General features: G+C 60.3%; 16 protein-coding genes. 8 read left to right on the top strand and 8 right to left on the bottom strand.

Annotation, left to right across the window (positions count from 1 at the left end; genetic code table 11):
- Positions 1–105: 105 nt before the first annotated feature.
- Positions 106–534, bottom strand: coding sequence for an Lrp/AsnC family transcriptional regulator (locus SIC14_RS07320; protein WP_412565169.1), 429 nt, complete (start codon positions 532–534; stop codon positions 106–108).
- Positions 535–683: 149 nt separating this feature from the next.
- Between SIC14_RS07320 and rocF the strand changes: the two genes are divergently transcribed.
- From rocF to SIC14_RS07305, 3 genes are read left to right on the top strand one after another with little or no spacing between them, the layout of a single operon-like run.
- A complete protein-coding gene (rocF, locus tag SIC14_RS07315) occupies positions 684–1613 on the top strand; it encodes an arginase (RefSeq protein WP_412565168.1) in 930 nt (309 codons plus the stop codon).
- Positions 1610–2524, top strand: coding sequence for a citrulline utilization hydrolase CtlX (gene ctlX, locus SIC14_RS07310; protein ID WP_412565167.1), 915 nt, complete (start codon positions 1610–1612; stop codon positions 2522–2524). The genes rocF and ctlX overlap by 4 nt, the downstream gene beginning before the upstream one ends.
- Positions 2521–3567 carry an ornithine cyclodeaminase gene (locus SIC14_RS07305; RefSeq protein WP_412565166.1) on the top strand — a complete coding sequence of 349 codons (1047 nt, stop codon included), beginning with the start codon at positions 2521–2523 and terminating at the stop codon, positions 3565–3567. Before ctlX ends, SIC14_RS07305 begins: the two co-directional genes overlap by 4 nt.
- A gap of 87 nt (positions 3568–3654) precedes the next feature.
- Here SIC14_RS07305 and SIC14_RS07300 read toward each other — a convergent pair whose 3' ends face one another.
- From SIC14_RS07300 to SIC14_RS07275, 6 genes are all read right to left on the bottom strand, one after another.
- On the bottom strand, positions 3655–4497 hold the full coding sequence (locus SIC14_RS07300; protein WP_412565165.1) for an N-formylglutamate amidohydrolase: 843 nt from the start codon (positions 4495–4497) through the stop codon (positions 3655–3657).
- A gap of 8 nt (positions 4498–4505) precedes the next feature.
- The gene (locus SIC14_RS07295) at positions 4506–5501 is read right to left on the bottom strand and encodes an ABC transporter ATP-binding protein (protein ID WP_412565164.1); all 996 of its coding nucleotides are present in this window, start codon (positions 5499–5501) and stop codon (positions 4506–4508) included.
- A 1-nt stretch (position 5502) separates the two neighbouring features.
- Positions 5503–6471 carry an ABC transporter ATP-binding protein gene (locus SIC14_RS07290; protein WP_412565163.1) on the bottom strand — a complete coding sequence of 323 codons (969 nt, stop codon included), beginning with the start codon at positions 6469–6471 and terminating at the stop codon, positions 5503–5505.
- Complete coding sequence (locus SIC14_RS07285) at positions 6468–7370, bottom strand: ABC transporter permease (RefSeq protein WP_412565162.1); 903 nt, start codon at positions 7368–7370, stop codon at positions 6468–6470. Before SIC14_RS07285 ends, SIC14_RS07290 begins: the two co-directional genes overlap by 4 nt.
- Positions 7367–8344, bottom strand: a complete 978-nt coding sequence (locus SIC14_RS07280) for an ABC transporter permease (protein WP_412565161.1) — start codon at positions 8342–8344, stop codon at positions 7367–7369. The genes SIC14_RS07285 and SIC14_RS07280 overlap by 4 nt, the downstream gene beginning before the upstream one ends.
- 71 nt (positions 8345–8415) lie before the next feature.
- Positions 8416–9999, bottom strand: coding sequence for an ABC transporter substrate-binding protein (locus tag SIC14_RS07275; RefSeq protein ID WP_412565160.1), 1584 nt, complete (start codon positions 9997–9999; stop codon positions 8416–8418).
- Between the two features lie 166 nt (positions 10000–10165).
- On the opposite strand from SIC14_RS07275, the gene SIC14_RS07270 reads away from it, so the two are divergent.
- The 4 genes from SIC14_RS07270 (at position 10166) to SIC14_RS07255 (ending at position 14999) form a co-directional block, all read left to right on the top strand.
- Entirely contained in the window at positions 10166–11092 is a 927-nt protein-coding gene (locus SIC14_RS07270; protein ID WP_412565159.1) for a LysR substrate-binding domain-containing protein, read from the top strand.
- Between the two features lie 3 nt (positions 11093–11095).
- Complete coding sequence (gene argE, locus SIC14_RS07265) at positions 11096–12259, top strand: acetylornithine deacetylase (protein ID WP_412565158.1); 1164 nt, start codon at positions 11096–11098, stop codon at positions 12257–12259.
- 38 nt (positions 12260–12297) lie between these two features.
- On the top strand, positions 12298–13266 hold the full coding sequence (locus SIC14_RS07260) for a succinylglutamate desuccinylase/aspartoacylase family protein (RefSeq protein WP_412565157.1): 969 nt from the start codon (positions 12298–12300) through the stop codon (positions 13264–13266).
- A gap of 221 nt (positions 13267–13487) precedes the next feature.
- Entirely contained in the window at positions 13488–14999 is a 1512-nt protein-coding gene (locus SIC14_RS07255) for a di-heme oxidoredictase family protein (protein WP_412565156.1), read from the top strand.
- Here the strand turns inward: SIC14_RS07255 and SIC14_RS07250 are convergent.
- Positions 14972–15910: a LysR substrate-binding domain-containing protein gene (locus SIC14_RS07250; RefSeq protein WP_412565155.1), complete on the bottom strand. Its 939-nt coding sequence runs from the start codon at positions 15908–15910 to the stop codon at positions 14972–14974. The genes SIC14_RS07255 and SIC14_RS07250 overlap by 28 nt on opposite strands.
- Before the next feature lie 157 nt (positions 15911–16067).
- Between SIC14_RS07250 and katG the strand changes: the two genes are divergently transcribed.
- Positions 16068–18254: a catalase/peroxidase HPI gene (gene katG / locus SIC14_RS07245; RefSeq protein ID WP_412565154.1), complete on the top strand. Its 2187-nt coding sequence runs from the start codon at positions 16068–16070 to the stop codon at positions 18252–18254.
- The last annotated feature ends 4 nt before the right edge of the window (positions 18255–18258 follow it).

Here is an 18258-nt window from a genome sequence, read left to right as displayed (position 1 = left end):
CAGCGCACAATCTGCGTAGCGCAACTGCCGCGTGCAGGCCAGCGCTTTTCTATGCCGTTTCCGTCTTTCTGCGGTGGCGTTGCCAATGTGCCATTCAGTTCGACATCAAGCTGTTACATTACTTAACAGTAGGTTGGATTCGCTGTTGGTCACGCCTTTGACCTCCCGAATCTCTCGCAGAACGCGATCAAACTGCTGCAAAGTCTCGGCACGGATTTCAACCACAAGGTCCCAGGCCCCGTTGGTGGAGTAGATCATCGACACCTCAGGAATGGCCCGCAGCGTCCGGATCACCCCGCGGGACATCGAGCCCTGCAGCTCAACCATGGTGATCGCGCGCACCTGATCGTGGTGGTCAGCGTCGGTTTCAATCGTGAATCGTTTGATCCGCCCCTCTTGCACCAGCGCATCGATTCGGGTCTTCACCGTGGTGCGTGACACGCCGGTGGTATGGGACAATTCCGTAATTGACGCCCGTGCGTTATCCCGCAGCGCCGCAATCAAGCGTCGGTCCGTGGATGACAAATCGTTCATTCTGCGCCCTTCCTTCTGTCAATTTGCAAGATACACCGTCGTTTCGATAAATGAAACGGTCATTTTGCGCAATTTTGCCACTGCCACCAAACGCCCTGATCCGCAGACTTGGGACATTCCTCCCCTTTTCTAGACCAACAGGAGCAGACATGACCCTCACCTGCCAGATCATTGGTGCCCCCGTACAAACCGGGGCCTCGCAGCCCGGTTGCCTGATGGGCCCCGCCGCCTTCCGCACCGCTGGATTGCCGGACACCTTGACCGAGCTGGGCTGGCAGGTTGACGATCTGGGAGACGTGACCCTGCCGGATCTGGCGCCGGTCGCCCATGGCAACAAAGCTCTGAAAAACCTGGCCGAGATGATCGAATGGACCCGCCTGCTGTCCGCAGCGGCCTATGAGGCGGCCAAGACCTGCGACCGCCCGATCTTTATCGGGGGGGATCACTCGATGGCGGCGGGCACCGTCAGCGGCGTGGCAAAACATGCCGCCGAACAGGGCCGCCCGCTGTTTGTGTTGTGGCTGGATGCCCACCCCGACCTGCACACGCTGGACAGCACCACCTCAGGCAATCTGCACGGCACGCCTGTGGCCTATTACACTGGCCAGCCCGGTTTTGATCAGTTCCCGCCCGTGGCCGCTGCGGTGGATCCGAAAAACATCTGCATGATGGGCATCCGCTCGGTTGATCCAGCCGAACGTCAGCGTATCGCCGAGTTAGGGCTAACCGTGCACGACATGCGCTCCATTGATGAGCGCGGCATCGTCGGCCCGCTGGCCGAGTTTCTCACCAAGGTTCAGGCCGCCAACGGCATGCTGCATGTCAGCCTCGACGTCGATTTCCTTGACCCATCGATTGCCCCGGCGGTGGGCACCACCGTCCCCGGCGGTGCCACCTTCCGTGAGGCCCATCTGATCATGGAAATGCTGCATGACAGTGACCTTGTGACCTCGCTTGATCTGGTCGAGCTGAACCCCTTCCTGGATGAACGGGGCCGCACCGCCAAGTTGATGACAGACCTCACCGCCAGCCTGTTCGGCCGCCGCGTGCTGGATCGCATGACACGGAGCTACGCATGAACCCGCAGGCCCCCAGCGCGGTGGTCATGGTGCGCCCACATGCCTTCCACTCGAACCCTGAAACGCAGGGTGACAACGGGTTTCAGACCGCTGGCACCGTCGATGCTCAGCAGGCATTGGCCGAGTTCGACACCGCTGTTGCCCAGCTTCGTGCGGCGGGTGTGACGGTGCATGTTTTTGACGATCACGGTAACAGGGACACGCCCGACAGCGTGTTCCCGAACAACTGGTTTTCCACCCATGCCGGCGGCCATGTTGCGCTTTACCCGATGCATGCCGAAAACCGCCGCCGCGAACGGCGCAGCGATGTGATTGAACTGCTCAAGACCGACTACCGCGTGCAGGATGTGATTGACTACTCCGGGCTGGAACAGGACGGGCTGTCCTTGGAAGGCACCGGCGCGATGGTGCTCGATCACCTGCACCGGATCGCCTATGTGGCGCAGTCCAATCGGGCCGATCCGGTGCTGCTGGAGCGGTTCTGCACCCACTTCAATTACGAACCTATGGCCTTTGCCGCCGCAGATCCCGACGGGCTGCCGGTTTACCACACCAACGTCATGATGGGCATCGGCACAGACTACGCGCTGATCTGCCTCGACATGATCCAGGATCCCACCCGCCGCGCAGAAGTGGCCGCCCGTTTGGGCGAAACCCGCGAAGTCATCAATCTGACAGTAGATCAGGTGGCACATTTCGCGGGCAATGCGCTGGAGCTGACGGGGACTTCACGCCTCCTGGCGCTCTCGGCCCGGGCCTGGGACGCGCTGCGCTCTGACCAGAAAGCGGTCATTGAGCGCAGCGCCACCGCTTTGCCATTGAGCATCCCCACACTTGAAACTGCCGGTGGATCGGTCCGCTGCATGCTGGCCGGCATCCACCTAACCCCCCGTGAAAGGTTCGCCGCATGACGATTGCCCCTTCCGAGAAGGCCTTGGTGCCCTTCGTATCCGTTGAAAACATGATGAAACTGGTCAATGCCATGGGCGCTGAGGCCGTGCTGACCGAATTGGCCAGCTATATCGAGGCGGATTTCAAACGCTGGCCCGAGTTTGACAAAACCCCACGTGTCGCCAGCCACTCCACCGATGGTGTGATCGAGCTGATGCCGACGGCGGATGCAGACAACTACGGTTTCAAATACGTCAACGGTCACCCGAAGAACATGAAAGAGGGGTTTCAAACCGTGACCGCCTTTGGCGTGTTGTCCTCGGTGGCCAACGGTTACCCGATCCTTCTGACCGAAATGACCGTTCTGACCGCGCTTCGTACGGCGGCCACCTCGGCGCTGGTGGCCAAATATCTTGCACCCAAAGGCTCCAAAACGATGGCAATGATCGGCAACGGGGCGCAATGCGAATTTCAGGCGCTGGCGTTCAAGGCGATCTGCGGCATCGAGCACGTGCGCCTTTATGACATTGACCCCGCCGCAACCGAAAAGGCGGCACGCAACCTGGCCAACTCTGGCCTGACCGTTGTGTCCTGCAAAAGCGGTGAAGAGGCGATGGAGGGGGCGGAAATCATCACCACCTGCACCGCCGACAAGCAATATGCCACCATCCTGACCGACAACATGGTGGGCAGCGGTGTGCACATCAATGCCATCGGTGGCGACTGCCCGGGCAAGACGGAACTGCACAAGGACATCCTGCTGCGCTCCGAGATTTTTGTGGAATACCCGCCGCAGACCCGCATCGAGGGGGAAATCCAGCAGCTGGCCGATGATCACCCCGTGACGGAGCTGTGGCAAGTCATGCTGGGCGAGGCCGAGGGTCGCAAGGATCCGCGCCAGATCACCCTGTTTGACAGCGTTGGCTTTGCCATCGAGGATTTCAGCGCCCTGCGCTATGTCGCCGAGAAAATCAAAGGCACCGAATTCTTTGATATGCTGGACATGCTGGCGGACCCGGATGATCCGCGGGACCTGTTCGGGATGCTGCAGCGGGCGGGTTAAGCCGCCGCCTACGCAGAAGCGCCCACACAAAAGACCCGGACAAAAGAAAAGGCCCCGCGCGCAGCGGGGCCAGTTGCGGGGGTGCGGTTACAGCTCTGACGTCAGTTCCGCAATCGCCTTGGTCAAGACCTTCAGGTTCTCCTGCAACGCCAGATAGCCGTCGGTCTTGGAAATCGTTTTCTCACACATGTAGAGGCCGCGGTTGACCTCGATCTGGATCGAATGGCGGTTGTTGGCCGGATCGCCACTGCGCCGGACCAGTTCAAACCCCTTGTACGGATCGTTCAGCGACACCGAATAGCCGCAGGCCTGCAAGGTTTCGATCACGCAAGTGGTCAGGCGTGGATCACAGGTGGTGCCATCGCGATCGCCAATCACAAAATCCGGACGCCGAACGGCCCCGTCTTCGGTGGTGTGATCGCCGTGGCTGGCCATCGAATGGCAGTCCACATGCACCACCTTGCCATGCGCGGCATAGGCGCGATCCAGCTCGCCTTGCAGCGCGGCATGATAGGGACGCCAGCAGGTGTTCAGCCGCTTTTCCACCTCTGCAACAGTGAGTTTGCGGTCATAGACCGCGCCCAGCGCTTTGACATTTTTCCAGATCAACCCGATGCCCCGCGCCTTGGTCTTGTGGGTCGGGTTCACCGGATGCGGCCAGACCCCGTCAAACATGGTGACGTCGAGGTCGTCTTCGTTCCGGTTCGGGTCAATGTAACAGCGCGGGAACAACGCGTGGACCAGAGTGGCCCCATGATCGGGAACATGGCTGAACAGCTCTTCGATATGGGCATCTTCGGATCGGCGCAGGGTCATCCGGTCCATCACGTGGTTAAAATCCTCTGGATAGATCGAGCCGGAATGTGGGCTGTCAAAGACCAAAGGAAGGGCATCGCCCAAGGGGCGGTTGATCACAACAAGGTTCGACATAAACAGGGTTACTCTTTCCAGTTATGGCAGGACACCAGACGGTCCGCGCCGAAGGTTTCCAGCTGCGGACGATCCGCGTTGCAGGCCGCCGTTGCAACAGGGCAGCGCGGGTGGAAATGGCACCCCTGAGGCGGATCCAAGGGGGATGGGATCTCGCCCTTGACGGGGGTGAATTCGCGGTGACGCTGATCCAGACGCGGTGCCTCAGACAGCAGCGCCTGCGTGTAGGGGTGTTTCGGACTGTCGAAGATTTCCTCGGTGCCGGCACTTTCAACCAAGCGGCCCAAGTACATGATGGCAACACGATCCGCGATGTGTTCCACGACCGAGAGGTCGTGACTGATAAAGAGGTAGGTCAGATCCAGCTCTTCGCGCAGATCCATGAAAAGATTAATCACCTGCGCCTGAATGGAAACATCCAGTGCCGCGATGGCCTCATCACAGACCAGAAACTTCGGCTTCACCGCCAGTGCACGGGCAATCCCGATCCGCTGACGCTGCCCGCCTGAGAACTGGTGCGGATAGCGCCGTTTCAGACTGGGATCGAGGCCCACTTTGGTCATGATTTCATCAACATAATCGGACTGTTCCGCCTTGCTGACCAGCCCATGGACCAGTGGCGCTTCGCCAATGATATCCTCCACCCGCATGCGCTGATTGAGCGAGGCAAACGGATCCTGAAAAATCATCTGGATCGCCAGCGTTGCCGCGCGCTTTTCCTCGGGCGACATGGTGGCGATGTCCTTGCCCTCATAAAACACCTGCCCTTCCGTGGCGGGGTGGATGCCTGCAACAACACGGCCAAGGGTGGATTTGCCACAGCCGGATTCCCCGACCAGACCAACCACCTCGCCCTTGTGAATAGACAAGTTCACGGTATCGACCGCATGTACGGTCTCTTCACGGATGTTCGACCCAAGCCGCGCTGCGATTTTGCCGGCAAGGTCCAACCGCTTGGTGAAGCGTTTTGAAACATTGTGGATTTCAAGAATGGGAGTCGTCATATCATGCGCCCTCCAGATGGGGATGGTGGCAACGGAAGGCGCGGCTCTGATCCTGACTTAGCTCTGGGCGGGCGTCGCAGGCCGCATCGGCCCGTGGACATCGGGCAGCAAAGGCACAGCCCGAGGGCAACGCCAGCATATTCGGGGTCATCCCGTCGATCTGGTTCAGCCGGTGACCGCGCCGGTTCGACGAGGGCACCGACCCCAGAAGCCCAACCGTATAAGGATGCAATGGTCGGTCGATGACGTCATCAATGCCGCCCTGCTCAACCACACGGCCGGCGTACATCACCGAGATATGATCAGCCAATCCAGCCACCACCGCGAGGTCATGGGTGATCCAGATCATCGAGGTGCCTGTGGTTTTGCAGAGCTTCTGCGCCTCATGGATGATCTGGCTCTGGATGGTTACATCCAGCGCTGTGGTCGGCTCATCCGCGATGATCAGATCGGGTTCATTCAGGAACGCAATGGCAATCGCCACCCGTTGCCGCATGCCGCCAGACAGCTGGTGCGGATAGGCTTTCAACCGTTCCTCTGGCGAGGGGATGCCCACCATGCCCAGCGCATCGCGGGCGCGGGTCCAGGCCTCGGCTTTGGAAACCTTGCGATGGGCCGCGATGGCCTCGATCATCTGGGTGTCGATGCGCAGAACCGGGTTCAGCGTCATCATCGGATCCTGAAAAATCATCGCGATCTTGTTGCCGCGCAGCTTGCGCAGCTGATCTTCGGGTGCGTTGGCGATCTCTTGCCCGTTGAACTTGATCGAGCCTTCGACAATGCGGCCCGGTTTGTCGATCAGGCCTAGGATGGAGAAGCCGGTGATGGATTTGCCGGATCCCGACTCGCCCACCAGCCCCATGACCTCTCCCTTCCCAACCGAGAAGTCGACGCCATCGACAGCTTTCACCACACCGTCACGGGTAAAGAAATGTGTCCGCAGCCCGGACACTTGTAAGGTCTGTGTCATTTCTTGAGCCTCGGGTTGAGGATGTCACGCAGGTGGTCACCCACCAGATTGATGGAAACCACGGTCAACAACAGCGCCATGCCTGGGAAGACCGAGATCCAGTAGCGGCCCGACATCATGTACTCGAACCCGTTGGAAATCAGCACGCCCAGCGACGGCTCGGTCTGTGGTAGCCCCACTCCCAGGAAGCTGAGCGTTGCTTCCAGCGAAATGGCATGGGCGGTCTGCACAGTGCCCACCACGATCAGCGGCGCCAGACAGTTCGGCAGAATGTGGCGGAACACAATCCGGCGATGGCTGAGGCCAAGGCAGGACGCCGCTTCAACGTATTCTTTACGTCGTTCCACCAGTGCTGAGCCACGCACGGTCCGTGCGTAATAGGCCCATTGTGCCACCACGAGGGCGAGGATGATCTTGTCAATGCCCTTGCCCAGAATGGCCACCAGCATCAGTGCGACCAGTGCAGCCGGGAAGCTCAGCTGCAGGTCCACGACCCGCATGATGAAGGTCTCTACCCGGCCACCGGCATAGGCCGCCAAAAGGCCCACTACCATGCCAACAGCCAAGGCAATCACACCAGAGGTCACCCCAACAGAAAGCGAGATCCGCAGCCCATAGAGAATGGCGGAATACAGATCGCGCCCTGCCCCGTCGGAGCCAAGGATCATGGTGTAGCCCGCAAAGGCCTCGGACCCCGGGGCCAGACGGCCATCCAGAATATCGACCTCAGCCAGATTGTAGGGGTTTTGCGGGGTGATCCACGGGGCGAAGAGCGCCAGCGCAATGATGACCACCAGCCCAACAAAGGCCACTGTGGCAATCTTGCTTTCGAAGAACTCGCCGGCGAAGCGGCGGAATGGGGTTTCCACCTTCACGGTTTTTGCAGTGGTCTTGCTCATGCGCCCTGATCCTGCAGACGGACCCTCGGATCGAGGATCGAATAGATGATGTCGACCACCAGATTGATCACTACGAACAGCAGAACGATGATCATCAGGTAGGCAACGACGATGGGGCGGTCCAACTGGATGATCGCGTCAATCAACAGCTTGCCCATGCCCGGCCAGGCAAAGATCGACTCGGTCACTACCGAGAAGGCGATCAGGCTGCCAAACTCCAGCCCCATAACGGTCACAACGGGGATCATGATGTTCTTCATCACATGCACCAGGATGATCCGGCGGGTGGAAAGGCCTTTGGCGCGGGCGAATTTCACATAGTCCTGCCCCATCGCTTCACGCACACCGGCGCGCGTCAGACGAATGGCAAGGGAGATTTTCAGCAGCGCCAGATTGAGGGCTGGCATGAAGATATGGGACAGCCCGTCCAAGGTGACCAGCGAGGTCTCAAACCCAAGGAAAGTGCCGATGTCGCCCCGCCCGGTTGAGGGCAGCCAGCCCAGCACCACAGCGAAGAGCATGATCAGCATCAGCCCCACCCAGAACGACGGCAGCGAAAACCCAAGGATCGAGCCGGCCATGATGCCTTTGGAAAACTTGCTATCCGGATAAAGCCCGGCAAACAGCCCCAGCGGAATGCCGATCACAATGGCCAGAAACAGCGCGGTGAAGGCCAGTTCCAGTGTTGCCGGCATATGGTGCAGGATCAGTTTCAGCGCCGGTTCGCCAAAAACAAAGCTGCGGCCAAAGTCGCCCTGGGCCACACCCTGGAGGAATTTCAGATATTGTTCGTGGATCGGCAAATGCAAACCCAGTCGTTCGATCGCGGCCTGAATATCGGCTTGGTCGGCATCAGGGCTGACCAGCATGTCAACCGGATCACCGACGACATTGACGCCGAAGAACACGATCACCGACATCAGGAACACCACAATCATCGCCTGCATGAGGCGGCGAATGATGAACACAGTCATGGGGGAAGGCCCTCCTGGGGCAGGGTTGGGTGCAGGGGCGACGCAGCGCCGCCCCCGTTCGTAAGTGTTTGTTATTCTTTGATGATGCCGGTGGCGAGTGTGTACTCGTCAGTCCGGGCGATATACTTCAGACCCTTACGTGCCGCCCAGGTGTTCACCTGGAAATGGGTCGGAATGATCGCAACATCGCCGATGGCCATTTCGGTGGCTTTTGCCAGCAGGTCCTGACGTTTGGCATCATCCACGGTGCGCAGCGCTTCTTCGATGATGGCATCGATTTCGGCGTTGGAGTGACGGCCACGGTTGGACGAGCCGAACCCCTGGTCCTTGTCGTAGGTGTGGATCAGCGATTTCAACGGCGAAGAGGCTTCACCCGAACCAGCGCCCCAGCCGACAAGAATGAACGAGAACTCGGGCAGCGAGCCTTCGCCACCTTTGGACGCACGTTTGAAGTAGACCGAGCGCGGCATGGTCTCAACAGCGGTTTCAATGCCAATGCGGCTCAGCATCTGGCCAATCGCCTCGAGGATTTTGGCGTCGTTGATGTAGCGGTCGTTCGGCCCGTGGATGGTCATCTTGAAACCATCGCCATAGCCTGCCTCTGCCAGCAGTGCCTTGGCCGCTTTGGGGTCATAGCCAACCACGTCCAGCTTGTCCGACACGCCGAAGAAACCGTCGGGCAGCAGCTGACCGGCAGGGATGGCCACACCTTCCATCACACGCTCAACAATGGCGTCGCGGTGAATCGCCATCGAGATCGCCTGACGCACCCGTTTGTCCATCAACGGGTTCTTGATCGGGCTGTCGTCTTTGGCAGTGATGTGGGGCGAGTTTTCGCGGAACTGGTCCATATGCAGGTAGATCACGCGGTTTGACGGCCCCTGCGACAGGGTGATGTCATCCTTGCCACCCAGCATCGCAATATCGGTGGTCGGGACGCCGGTGATCATGTCCACGTCGCCCGCCAGCAGAGCTGCCACACGGGACGGGCCCGCCTTGATCGGGCGGTACTCCACCTCGGACCAGATCGCTTTGTCCCCCCAGTAGTCGTCGTTGCGTACAAAGGTGATGGCTTCACCCGGCTTGTAGCTAGAGAATTTGAACGGGCCGGTGCCCACTGCCGCTTCGCCGCTGTTGAAGGCTTCGGTTGTGGCACCACAGCCAACAGAGTCGGAAATCATCGGCACAACGGAAACGTCGTTGGCCATCAGCGGATAAGGCGCCCCGGTTTTGATGTGAACGGTGTAATCGTCAACCTTCACCATGGTTTTGCCTTTGGTGTAAGTGCCATAGCCAGAGGGCGAGTTCGGCACATCCGGCGCCCGCTCCCAGGAACAGACAACATCGTCAGCGTTGAAATCGGTGCCGTCATGGAATTTCACACCCTGACGCAGTTTGAATTCCCAGGTCAGATCATCCACCGGCGCCCAGCTTTCGGCCAGACTGGGGGCCAGGCGCTGGCGTTCATCTTGTTTGATCAGGCGATCGAACAAATGGACCGACATGGCGTTGTTCGGGCCAAGGTTGTGGAAATGCGGGTCGAGCGAAGTGGGCTCCGACGCCAGACCAATGGTGATTTTCTCTGCCATTGCCGGTGCGCCCGAGATCAATGCGGTCGCGGCGACTGCGCCGAGGATCGCAATTCTCTTAGTCATGTTGAACTCCCTGTGTGTTTGGGCAACGCCGCCCCCTCCGGCGGGTGCTGCCAAGTGGGAAAAGAATATGATGAGAGAAACGTATCGCAATCGCAAAGGCTATGCATTTTTGGTATAGGTCAATTCTGCCCCCCCGGATGGCGCGCGGGGGATTGGAGGATAGAAGATGGCCCAAATGAAAGAGAATCGGCACAGGATACGGGAGTTCGAGGCGTTGCGGGCGGTCATCACCACCGGCACGACCATCGGCGCAGCACGGCGTCTTGGCGTGTCCCAACCCGCGATCAGCCGATCGCTCAGCCAGTTGGAGGACCGGCTGGGACGGTCGCTTTTCCTGCGCACTTCGGGTCGGATCGAACCCACTGCCGAAGCGCTACGCCTCAACGCTACGCTGGATCCGCTCTTTGAAACCCTAAGCCGCATTGATGGCAAAGACTGGGCCAAACCTGAAAATGAAACGCTCAGCCTTGCGGTGCCGCCTTCGATGGCCCACAGCTTTGTACTGCCGCGTTTGCCCAGCTACCTGAAACAGGATCCGACCCGTCGGATAAAGCTGGAAATTCAGCCTACAGAACAAATCGTTGCGGGGATCGTTGACCTTAGCTTCGACCTAGGCCTGACCTCGGCCATGATCCAGCGCGAAGGGGTGAAGCTTGCGCCTTGGCGGCGGTCTCAGATCGTTTGCGTCCTGCCTGAAAACCACCCGCTTTGCGAGAAAGACAAAATAGAGGTTCAGGATCTGGACGGGGTCGATATGGTCGAATTTGTTCGCCGCCTTGGGACCCGCGCATTGACCGAACAGTATTTTGCCCGTGCCGGCGTAAAGCCCAACATCATCGCCGAATGCGCCACCAATATGGCAGCTCTGGAACTGGCCCGTGCGGGCATCGGTGTCACCGTGATGAACCCCTTCCCGCTGCTCACCGGCAAAGACCACCGCGATGGAATCGTGATCCGCCCCTTTGAGGTTCATATCGAATACCGCACCTCCTTTGTGCTGCCCACCAATCACCCCCCTTCCGCCCAGGCCCGCGCCTTTATGCGCCACCTCAAGTTGACCACCCCGGCGGATGATTTCTCGGAGTCCATGTAAGTTATGTCCCCCACCCCCCGCAGCGCGGCAGATATTCTGTCACGGCTGGTCCAGTTTGACACCGTCAGCCATCGCTCCAACCTGCCGCTCCTGGACTGGGTGGAAACCTATCTAGCGGAGCACGGCATCACCGGCCGACGGATCTATGACGCGACCGGGAAGAAGGCCAATCTGATCGTCACCATCGGCCCAGAGGATACGCCAGGGTATGTTTTGTCAGGACACGTGGACGTTGTGCCAGTTTCGGGCCAGAACTGGACAGTGGACCCTTTTGGCGGCGCGATTGAGGACGGCAAGGTCTGGGGCCGTGGCACCTCGGACATGAAGGGGTTTGTCGCCTGTGTGCTGGCCGCAGTGCCCAAAATGCTGGCCCATTCCTTGGCCAAACCTCTGCATCTGATCTTCTCCCACGATGAGGAAATCGGCTGCGTTGGTGTGCGTTCCGCGATTGCCGATCTTGACCAATGGCCGGTGAAGCCGCTGGGCTGTTTTGTGGGGGAGCCCACCAATATGGCGGTGATCCTGGGCCACAAGGGCAAACGGGCAGAGCGGGTTCATTTCACCGGCCTCTCTGCCCATTCCTCTTTGGCCCCCACGGCCGTCAATGCGGTGGAATATGCGGCGCGGCTTGCGGTGTTCATTGCCGATCTCGGCCGTAACCTGGCCGAAGGCACGGCACAGGATCCGCTCTATGATGTGACCCACACCACCGCACATGTGGGCGTCCTAAACGGCGGTCGGCAGGTCAATATCGTCCCCGACACCGCATATCTGGACTTTGAGTTCCGCACCATTTGCAGCGACAACACCGCGGCCTTGGTCGATCAGGTCCGTCGTTACGCTCACGACGTGCTGGAACCTCAAATGCAGGCGGTGGATCCCGATGCGACGATCCGGTTCGAAACCCTCAGCGACACCCCCGGTGTGGACACCCCGCCCGAGGCCCCGATGGCGGCTCTCGCCAAATCCATTGCGCAACGGAATGACCACGCCAAAGTGGCCTTCGCCACCGAAGGCGGACTGTTCCAAAGCATCGGCATCCCGACCGTAATCCTAGGCCCCGGGGACATCGACCGGGCGCACAAGGCGGACGAATTCATAACATTGCGAGAACTCGACAGCTGCATGGCTGCGCTCTCCAACCTGATTGAGACCTGCCGCACCTGATCCGGTGCCGGCCAATTTGATAAGCCGAGGGAGCCAGCATGGACATCAGCGCCATTCCAAATGAATACCCTATCGATCTGATCGGGCCGGACATCACCCCTTATGCCGCCGGCAACACCGGTATTCCCTATGTCTGGCAGTTCGATTCCGGCCAGCCCGGCCCGCATGCCATGGTCACTGCCATTGTACATGGCAATGAACCCTGCGGCGCGGTGGCGTTGGATTGGCTGCTGCAAAACGGGGTACGCCCCAGCACGGGCAAGATGACCCTCGCCTTTATGAATGTGGCGGCCTACCAGGCGTTTGACCCCGACAATCCCAACGCCAGCCGCTGGGTCGAGGAAGACATGAACCGTGTCTGGGCCACGGAAGTTCTGGAGGGGGACCGCGAGTCGATCGAATTGCGACGTGCACGTCAGGTGCGACCGGTGCTGGCCGATGTGGATTACCTCTTCGACATTCACTCCATGACCCACACCGCCCCACCGGTGCTGCTGTCCGGCCGTCACGCCAAGGGCCGCGATCTTGCCGGCCTCATCGGTACGCCGGATAAGGTGATCGCAGATCAGGGCCATGCCTCCGGTAAACGCCTGCGCGACTACGGTACATTTGACGATCCGTCACAAAAACAATCCGCCGTTTTGATCGAGTGCGGCCAGCATTGGGAAGCCTCCGCCGGGTCGCTGGCGATCTATTCCACCGCACGGTTCCTCTGCGGTTTGGGGGTCTGCGATCCCGTGCTGCTAGAGCAGCTGGAAGGCGAGTGCGCTCCGCAGGTACAGTTTGAAGTGACCGATGTGGTCACTGTTGCAACCGAAGCGTTCCGCTTTGCCGAACCCTTTTTCGGGGGGGAAGTGATCGCCAAGGCCGGGACCTTGCTGGCGCGCGATGGAGACCGCGAAATTACCACCCCCTATGACGATTGCATGTTGGTGATGCCTACAAAACGGCTGTGGCCCGGCTTGACCGCCGTGCGTCTGGCCCGCAGGATCAGCACCGCTAATTAAAACCCGCCGCTCCCGTTTTGTGTGACGGCTTTGGGCGGCTCTGATTTCGCAGAACCGTTCAACACAAGATCCGACACTCAATTTTTATGTTTCTAAGTCAATATCTTGCGCGTCTTTCTCAGGCCTGATCGAAACTTTCCCCGACGGAAACCCAACCGCCCCCCGTTTCACCTCCCAATGCGATGCACGCTTTAGCCAGTGCTCCAAAACGGGAGGAATCCATGTCACGCCTGTACCCTTTGTTCGCCACCGCCGGCCTCTGTGCGGTCACCTTGGCCACCCCACCCTGGGCGGAAGACGCGCCACCACCGGTTGATCAGTTCGCGCTCAACGCTCTGGTGTTGTCGGGACAGTCAGAAGACGCCTTTCTGCAGGCGTTTGAAGCCGGAGACGAACTCACCGAGTTCTCCTTTGACGCGAACCGCGGTGTGGGTGCCAACGTTGGTGAAGGCCACCGTTTTGCCCGTGTCCCCCGGGCGGATCTGGCAGGATACGGCGAATGGGCGCAGCATTTTCCCACACGTGAAGGCGGGCCAAATGCCACCAGCTGCATCGCTTGCCATGCGGCCCCCGCCCCCAATGGCGCCGGAGATGTGGCAATGAATGTGGTGGTGGATCCCGGCCATACAGGTGACCCCGCGCTGTTTCTGGAACGCAATACCCCTGCGCTTTTTGCGCTTGGCATCCCGCAACGTCTGGCCGAGGAGATGACACTGGAGCTGGCCACCCAGCGTCTTTCCACCGAGGCCGAGGCCTGCGCCAAAGGCATCGCCACCACAGCCCTGAACGCCAAGGGGGTGGCCTTCGGCTCCCTTACTCTGCATCGCCGCGCGGAAAACCCCTGCAAGCTGCAGCCAGACAGCAGCCAGCTGTCAGGGATAGACGCCGATCTGATCGTGAAACCCTTTGGCTGGAAGGGCAGCCATGCCTCGTTGCGTGGGTTCACCCGCGATGCGGCCCATAACGAATTGGGGATGCAGGCGGTTGAGCTGGTCGGCGATCAGGACGGCGACTTTGATGGCGTCACGGATGAACTGACGGTGGGCGACCTGACCGCCCTGACGATCTACATGGCAGCACTGGAGCGGCCTGTGAGCACGATTGAACTGGCCAATCTGGGCCTGCAAGAGATGTCCGAGGCCCAGCGCCGTCGGATCACGCGGGGCGAGGTGCTGTTTGCGCTCACCGACTGTAGCAGCTGCCACATCCCGCAGATGACCCTCAACGACCCCACCTTTTCAGAACCCAGCCGTGTGACAGGATATGTTGACGCCACGCTGCCCTCCGGCGCGGATCCGGCCGCTTTGGGTCTGACTGGTGACAGCGCCATTCATGTGGATCTGACCCAGGACCAGCCGAACAACCAAATCAAACTGGCCAATGGCGCGACCCATCACCTTGGCGCGGTGGAGCGGCGCAACGGTCAAGCCATTGCGCGCTGGTTCACCGATTTCAAACGTCACGATATGGGGGCGGCACTGGCCGATCCTGCCGATCCGACAGGCCTTGGGGCGGCAACTTTTATGACCCGCTCTCTGGCTGGGGTCGGCTCCACCGGCCCGTGGCTGCACGACGGGCGTGCCACCACTTTGGACGAGGCGATCCGTCTACACGGTGGGGCCGCCGCGGACAGCCGCAGTCAGTACCTCAACCTGTCTCAACAGGCACAGCAGGCCATCGTCGCCTTCCTTGAAGCGCAGGTAATCTACACCTCCGGCGAGGAGGACCACTGAGCCACCCCGCGCCCCATTCCCAAATCCGAAGCGGCCGCCTGTACCGCTTCGGCAACCTGCCCCAGCTGCTTGGTCAGCGGGTTGGTCCGGCGCCAGATCATCCCGATCTGGCGTTTGGGCTGCGGCGCAGGGAAGCGTCCCACGGCCACATTGGCGGAACGGGTCTCAACCGGCACGGCCATTTCAGGAATGAGGGTCACACCAATCCCCGCCCCCACCATCTGCACCAACGTTGACAGCGAACTGCCGTCCAGCAACTCTCGCGGGGCAGAGGCGCTGATTGCGCAGAAGGACAGCGCTTGATCACGGAAACAGTGCCCCTCCTCCAACAGCAGCAGCCGCATTTCGCGCAGACGCTCCGGCCCTGGCACCGGCTTGCCCGCATCCACTTCGGGCCGGACCAGCACAAAGTCCTCTTCAAACAGCGGCACTTCGGTGAAAGCGTTTTCAGAAAGCGGCAAAGCCACAATGGCCGTGTCCAGACTGCCCTCCTTCAGTTCCTGAATCAGCTTCGGCGTCACGGTTTCGCGCAAACGCAAGTCAATCTCGGGATGGTCGCGCGACAGGTTCTCGACCACTTTCGGCAACAGATAGGGCGCAATGGTCGGGATCACCCCGATCCGCAACCGGCCTACCAAACGATCCTGCGATGCGCGCGCCAGCTCGCCCAGTTCATCCACAGACCGCAGGATATGCTGCACCCGTCCGGCAAATTCTTCACCGAAGTGCGTCAGCCGCACCTGACGCGCCCCACGTTCGAACAGTTTTGCCCCCAACGTCTCTTCCAACTCTTTGATCTGCACAGACAAGGCAGGCTGTGACACGGCGCAGGCATCGGCGGCCTGACCAAAATGGGACAGCCGCGCGAGAGCTTCAAAATAGCGAAGCTGGCGGAGGGTAATGTTCATCATAACCTGAGATTATCGCAGCAATCGGAAAATGCAATTTTTTCCAATTGAGATTCTGCCCTAGCTTACTCCCAGAGAAAGGCGCGGGCTGTCCAATCGGCCCGCGCCCGCCAGACAGCACCAAAATTTAGAACAAGCTATTCCAGCGAAGGAGAGAGACATGGACGGCAATGACGTCAAACCCACCGGTTGCCCGGTGATGCATGGGGCCGCAAGCCTCAACACCCGTTCAAACCGCGATTGGTGGCCAAACCAGCTGAACCTGAAGATCCTGCACCAGCATGGCGCGGGTGAGGATCCGATGGGCGCTGATTTCAACTATGCCGAGGCGTTTAAATCGCTGGACCTCAAGGCGGTGAAAGAAGACCTCTATGCGCTGATGACCGACAGCCAGGATTGGTGGCCTGCGGATTACGGCCACTATGGCGGGTTGTTCATCCGTATGGCGTGGCACAGCGCCGGCACCTACCGGACCGCTGACGGGCGCGGTGGCGGAAACACCGGCAACCAGCGTTTTGCCCCGCTCAACAGCTGGCCGGACAACGGCAACCTCGACAAGGCGCGGCGTCTGCTGTGGCCGATCAAACAGAAATACGGCAATGCGCTCAGCTGGGCGGACCTCTATATCCTCGCAGGCAACTGTGCGCTGGAATCGATGGGGTTCAAGACCTTCGGCTTCGGCGGCGGCCGGGCCGACATCTGGTCCCCCGAAGAGGACATCTACTGGGGTGCCGAAACCGAATGGCTGGCGACCTCGGACAATCCTAACAGCCGTTACTCGGGCGACCGGGAAATGGACAACCCGCTGGCCGCGGTGCAGATGGGCCTGATCTATGTGAACCCCGAAGGGCCTGACGGAAACCCTGATCCTGTGGCCTCGGGCCTGGATGTGCGTGACACCTTTGGCCGAATGGGCATGAATGATGAGGAAACCGTGGCGCTGGTTGCCGGTGGCCACACCTTCGGCAAGGCCCACGGTGCCGGTGACCCGGACCTTGTTGGCCCCGACCCCGAAGGCGCCCCGGCAGAGGCGATGGGCCTTGGTTGGATCAACGACCTCGGCACCGGCAAAGGTGTGCACACCACCACCTCCGGCATCGAAGGCGCGTGGAAGCCGAACCCGACCCAGTGGGACAACGGCTATTTCGACATGTTGTTCGGCTATGAATGGGAACTGGGCAAAAGCCCCGCCGGTGCGCAACAGTGGCACGCCAAAGACTGCGCGCCTGAACATATGATCCCCGACGCGCACGACCCGTCGAAATCCTATCCCCCCATGATGACCACAGCGGACCTGTCACTGCGGATGGATCCGATTTATGAGCCCATCGCACGTCGGTTCCATGAAAATCCGGATCAGTTTGCAGATGCCTTTGCCCGCGCTTGGTTCAAACTGACCCACCGCGACATGGGTCCGCGCAGCCGGTATCTTGGCGGCGAAGTCCCCAGCGAAGAGCTGATCTGGCAGGATCCTATTCCGGCCTCCAACAGCGACATCAATGACGCCGATGTCACCGCGCTGAAAGCCGCCGTCATGGCCTCGGGCCACAGCATTGCGGAACTGGTCAAGGTGGCCTGGGCCTCGGCCTCAACCTACCGTGGCTCGGATATGCGGGGTGGGGCCAATGGCGCCCGCATCCGGTTGGCGCCACAGAAGGACTGGGCCGTCAATGAACCCGACATGCTGGCCAAAGTGCTGGACACTCTGGAAAGCATCCAAGCAGATTTCGCCAAGCCGGTGTCGATGGCCGATCTGATTGTGATTGCCGGCAACGCCGCGGTGGAAGCCGCTGCCAAGGCTGCTGGTGAAGATTTGACGCTGAGCTTCACCGCAGGTCGTGGCGACGCGACGCAGGATCAGACCGATGTCGATAATTGGGACATGATGGAGCCCTTGGCCGATGGGTTCCGCAACTACACCAAAGGTGGTTACGCCAACTCCGCAGAGCTGCTGGTCGACCGTGCCCAGCTCTTGGGTCTGACCGCGCCAGAGATGACCGTGCTGATCGGCGGCCTGCGGGTTCTGGGAGCGAACCACGGCGACAATACGCAAGGCGTCTTCACCGATCGCCCCGGCGTGCTGAGCCAGGATTTCTTCACCAATATCCTCGACATGGGGACGCTGTGGACACCGACCGACACGCCGGGGGCCTATGAGGGCCGCGACCGGGCAACGGGGGCTGCGAAATATACGGCCTCTGCGGTGGATCTGGCCTTCGGCTCGAACTCGCAACTGCGGGCCTTGGCAGAATCCTATGCGCAGGATGATGCGGCCAGCCGTTTTGTCTGCGACTTCGCCAGCGCCTGGACCAAGGTGATGATGGCGGACCGCTTCGACCTGACTTAACGCC

The sequence above is a fragment of the Thalassobius sp. MITS945101 genome (assembly GCF_047123305.1).
Taxonomy (GTDB): Bacteria; Pseudomonadota; Alphaproteobacteria; order Rhodobacterales; family Rhodobacteraceae; genus Thalassobius.
The sequence above is the reverse complement of the archived record's forward strand: the minus strand, read 5'-3'. Positions and strand labels throughout refer to the sequence as shown.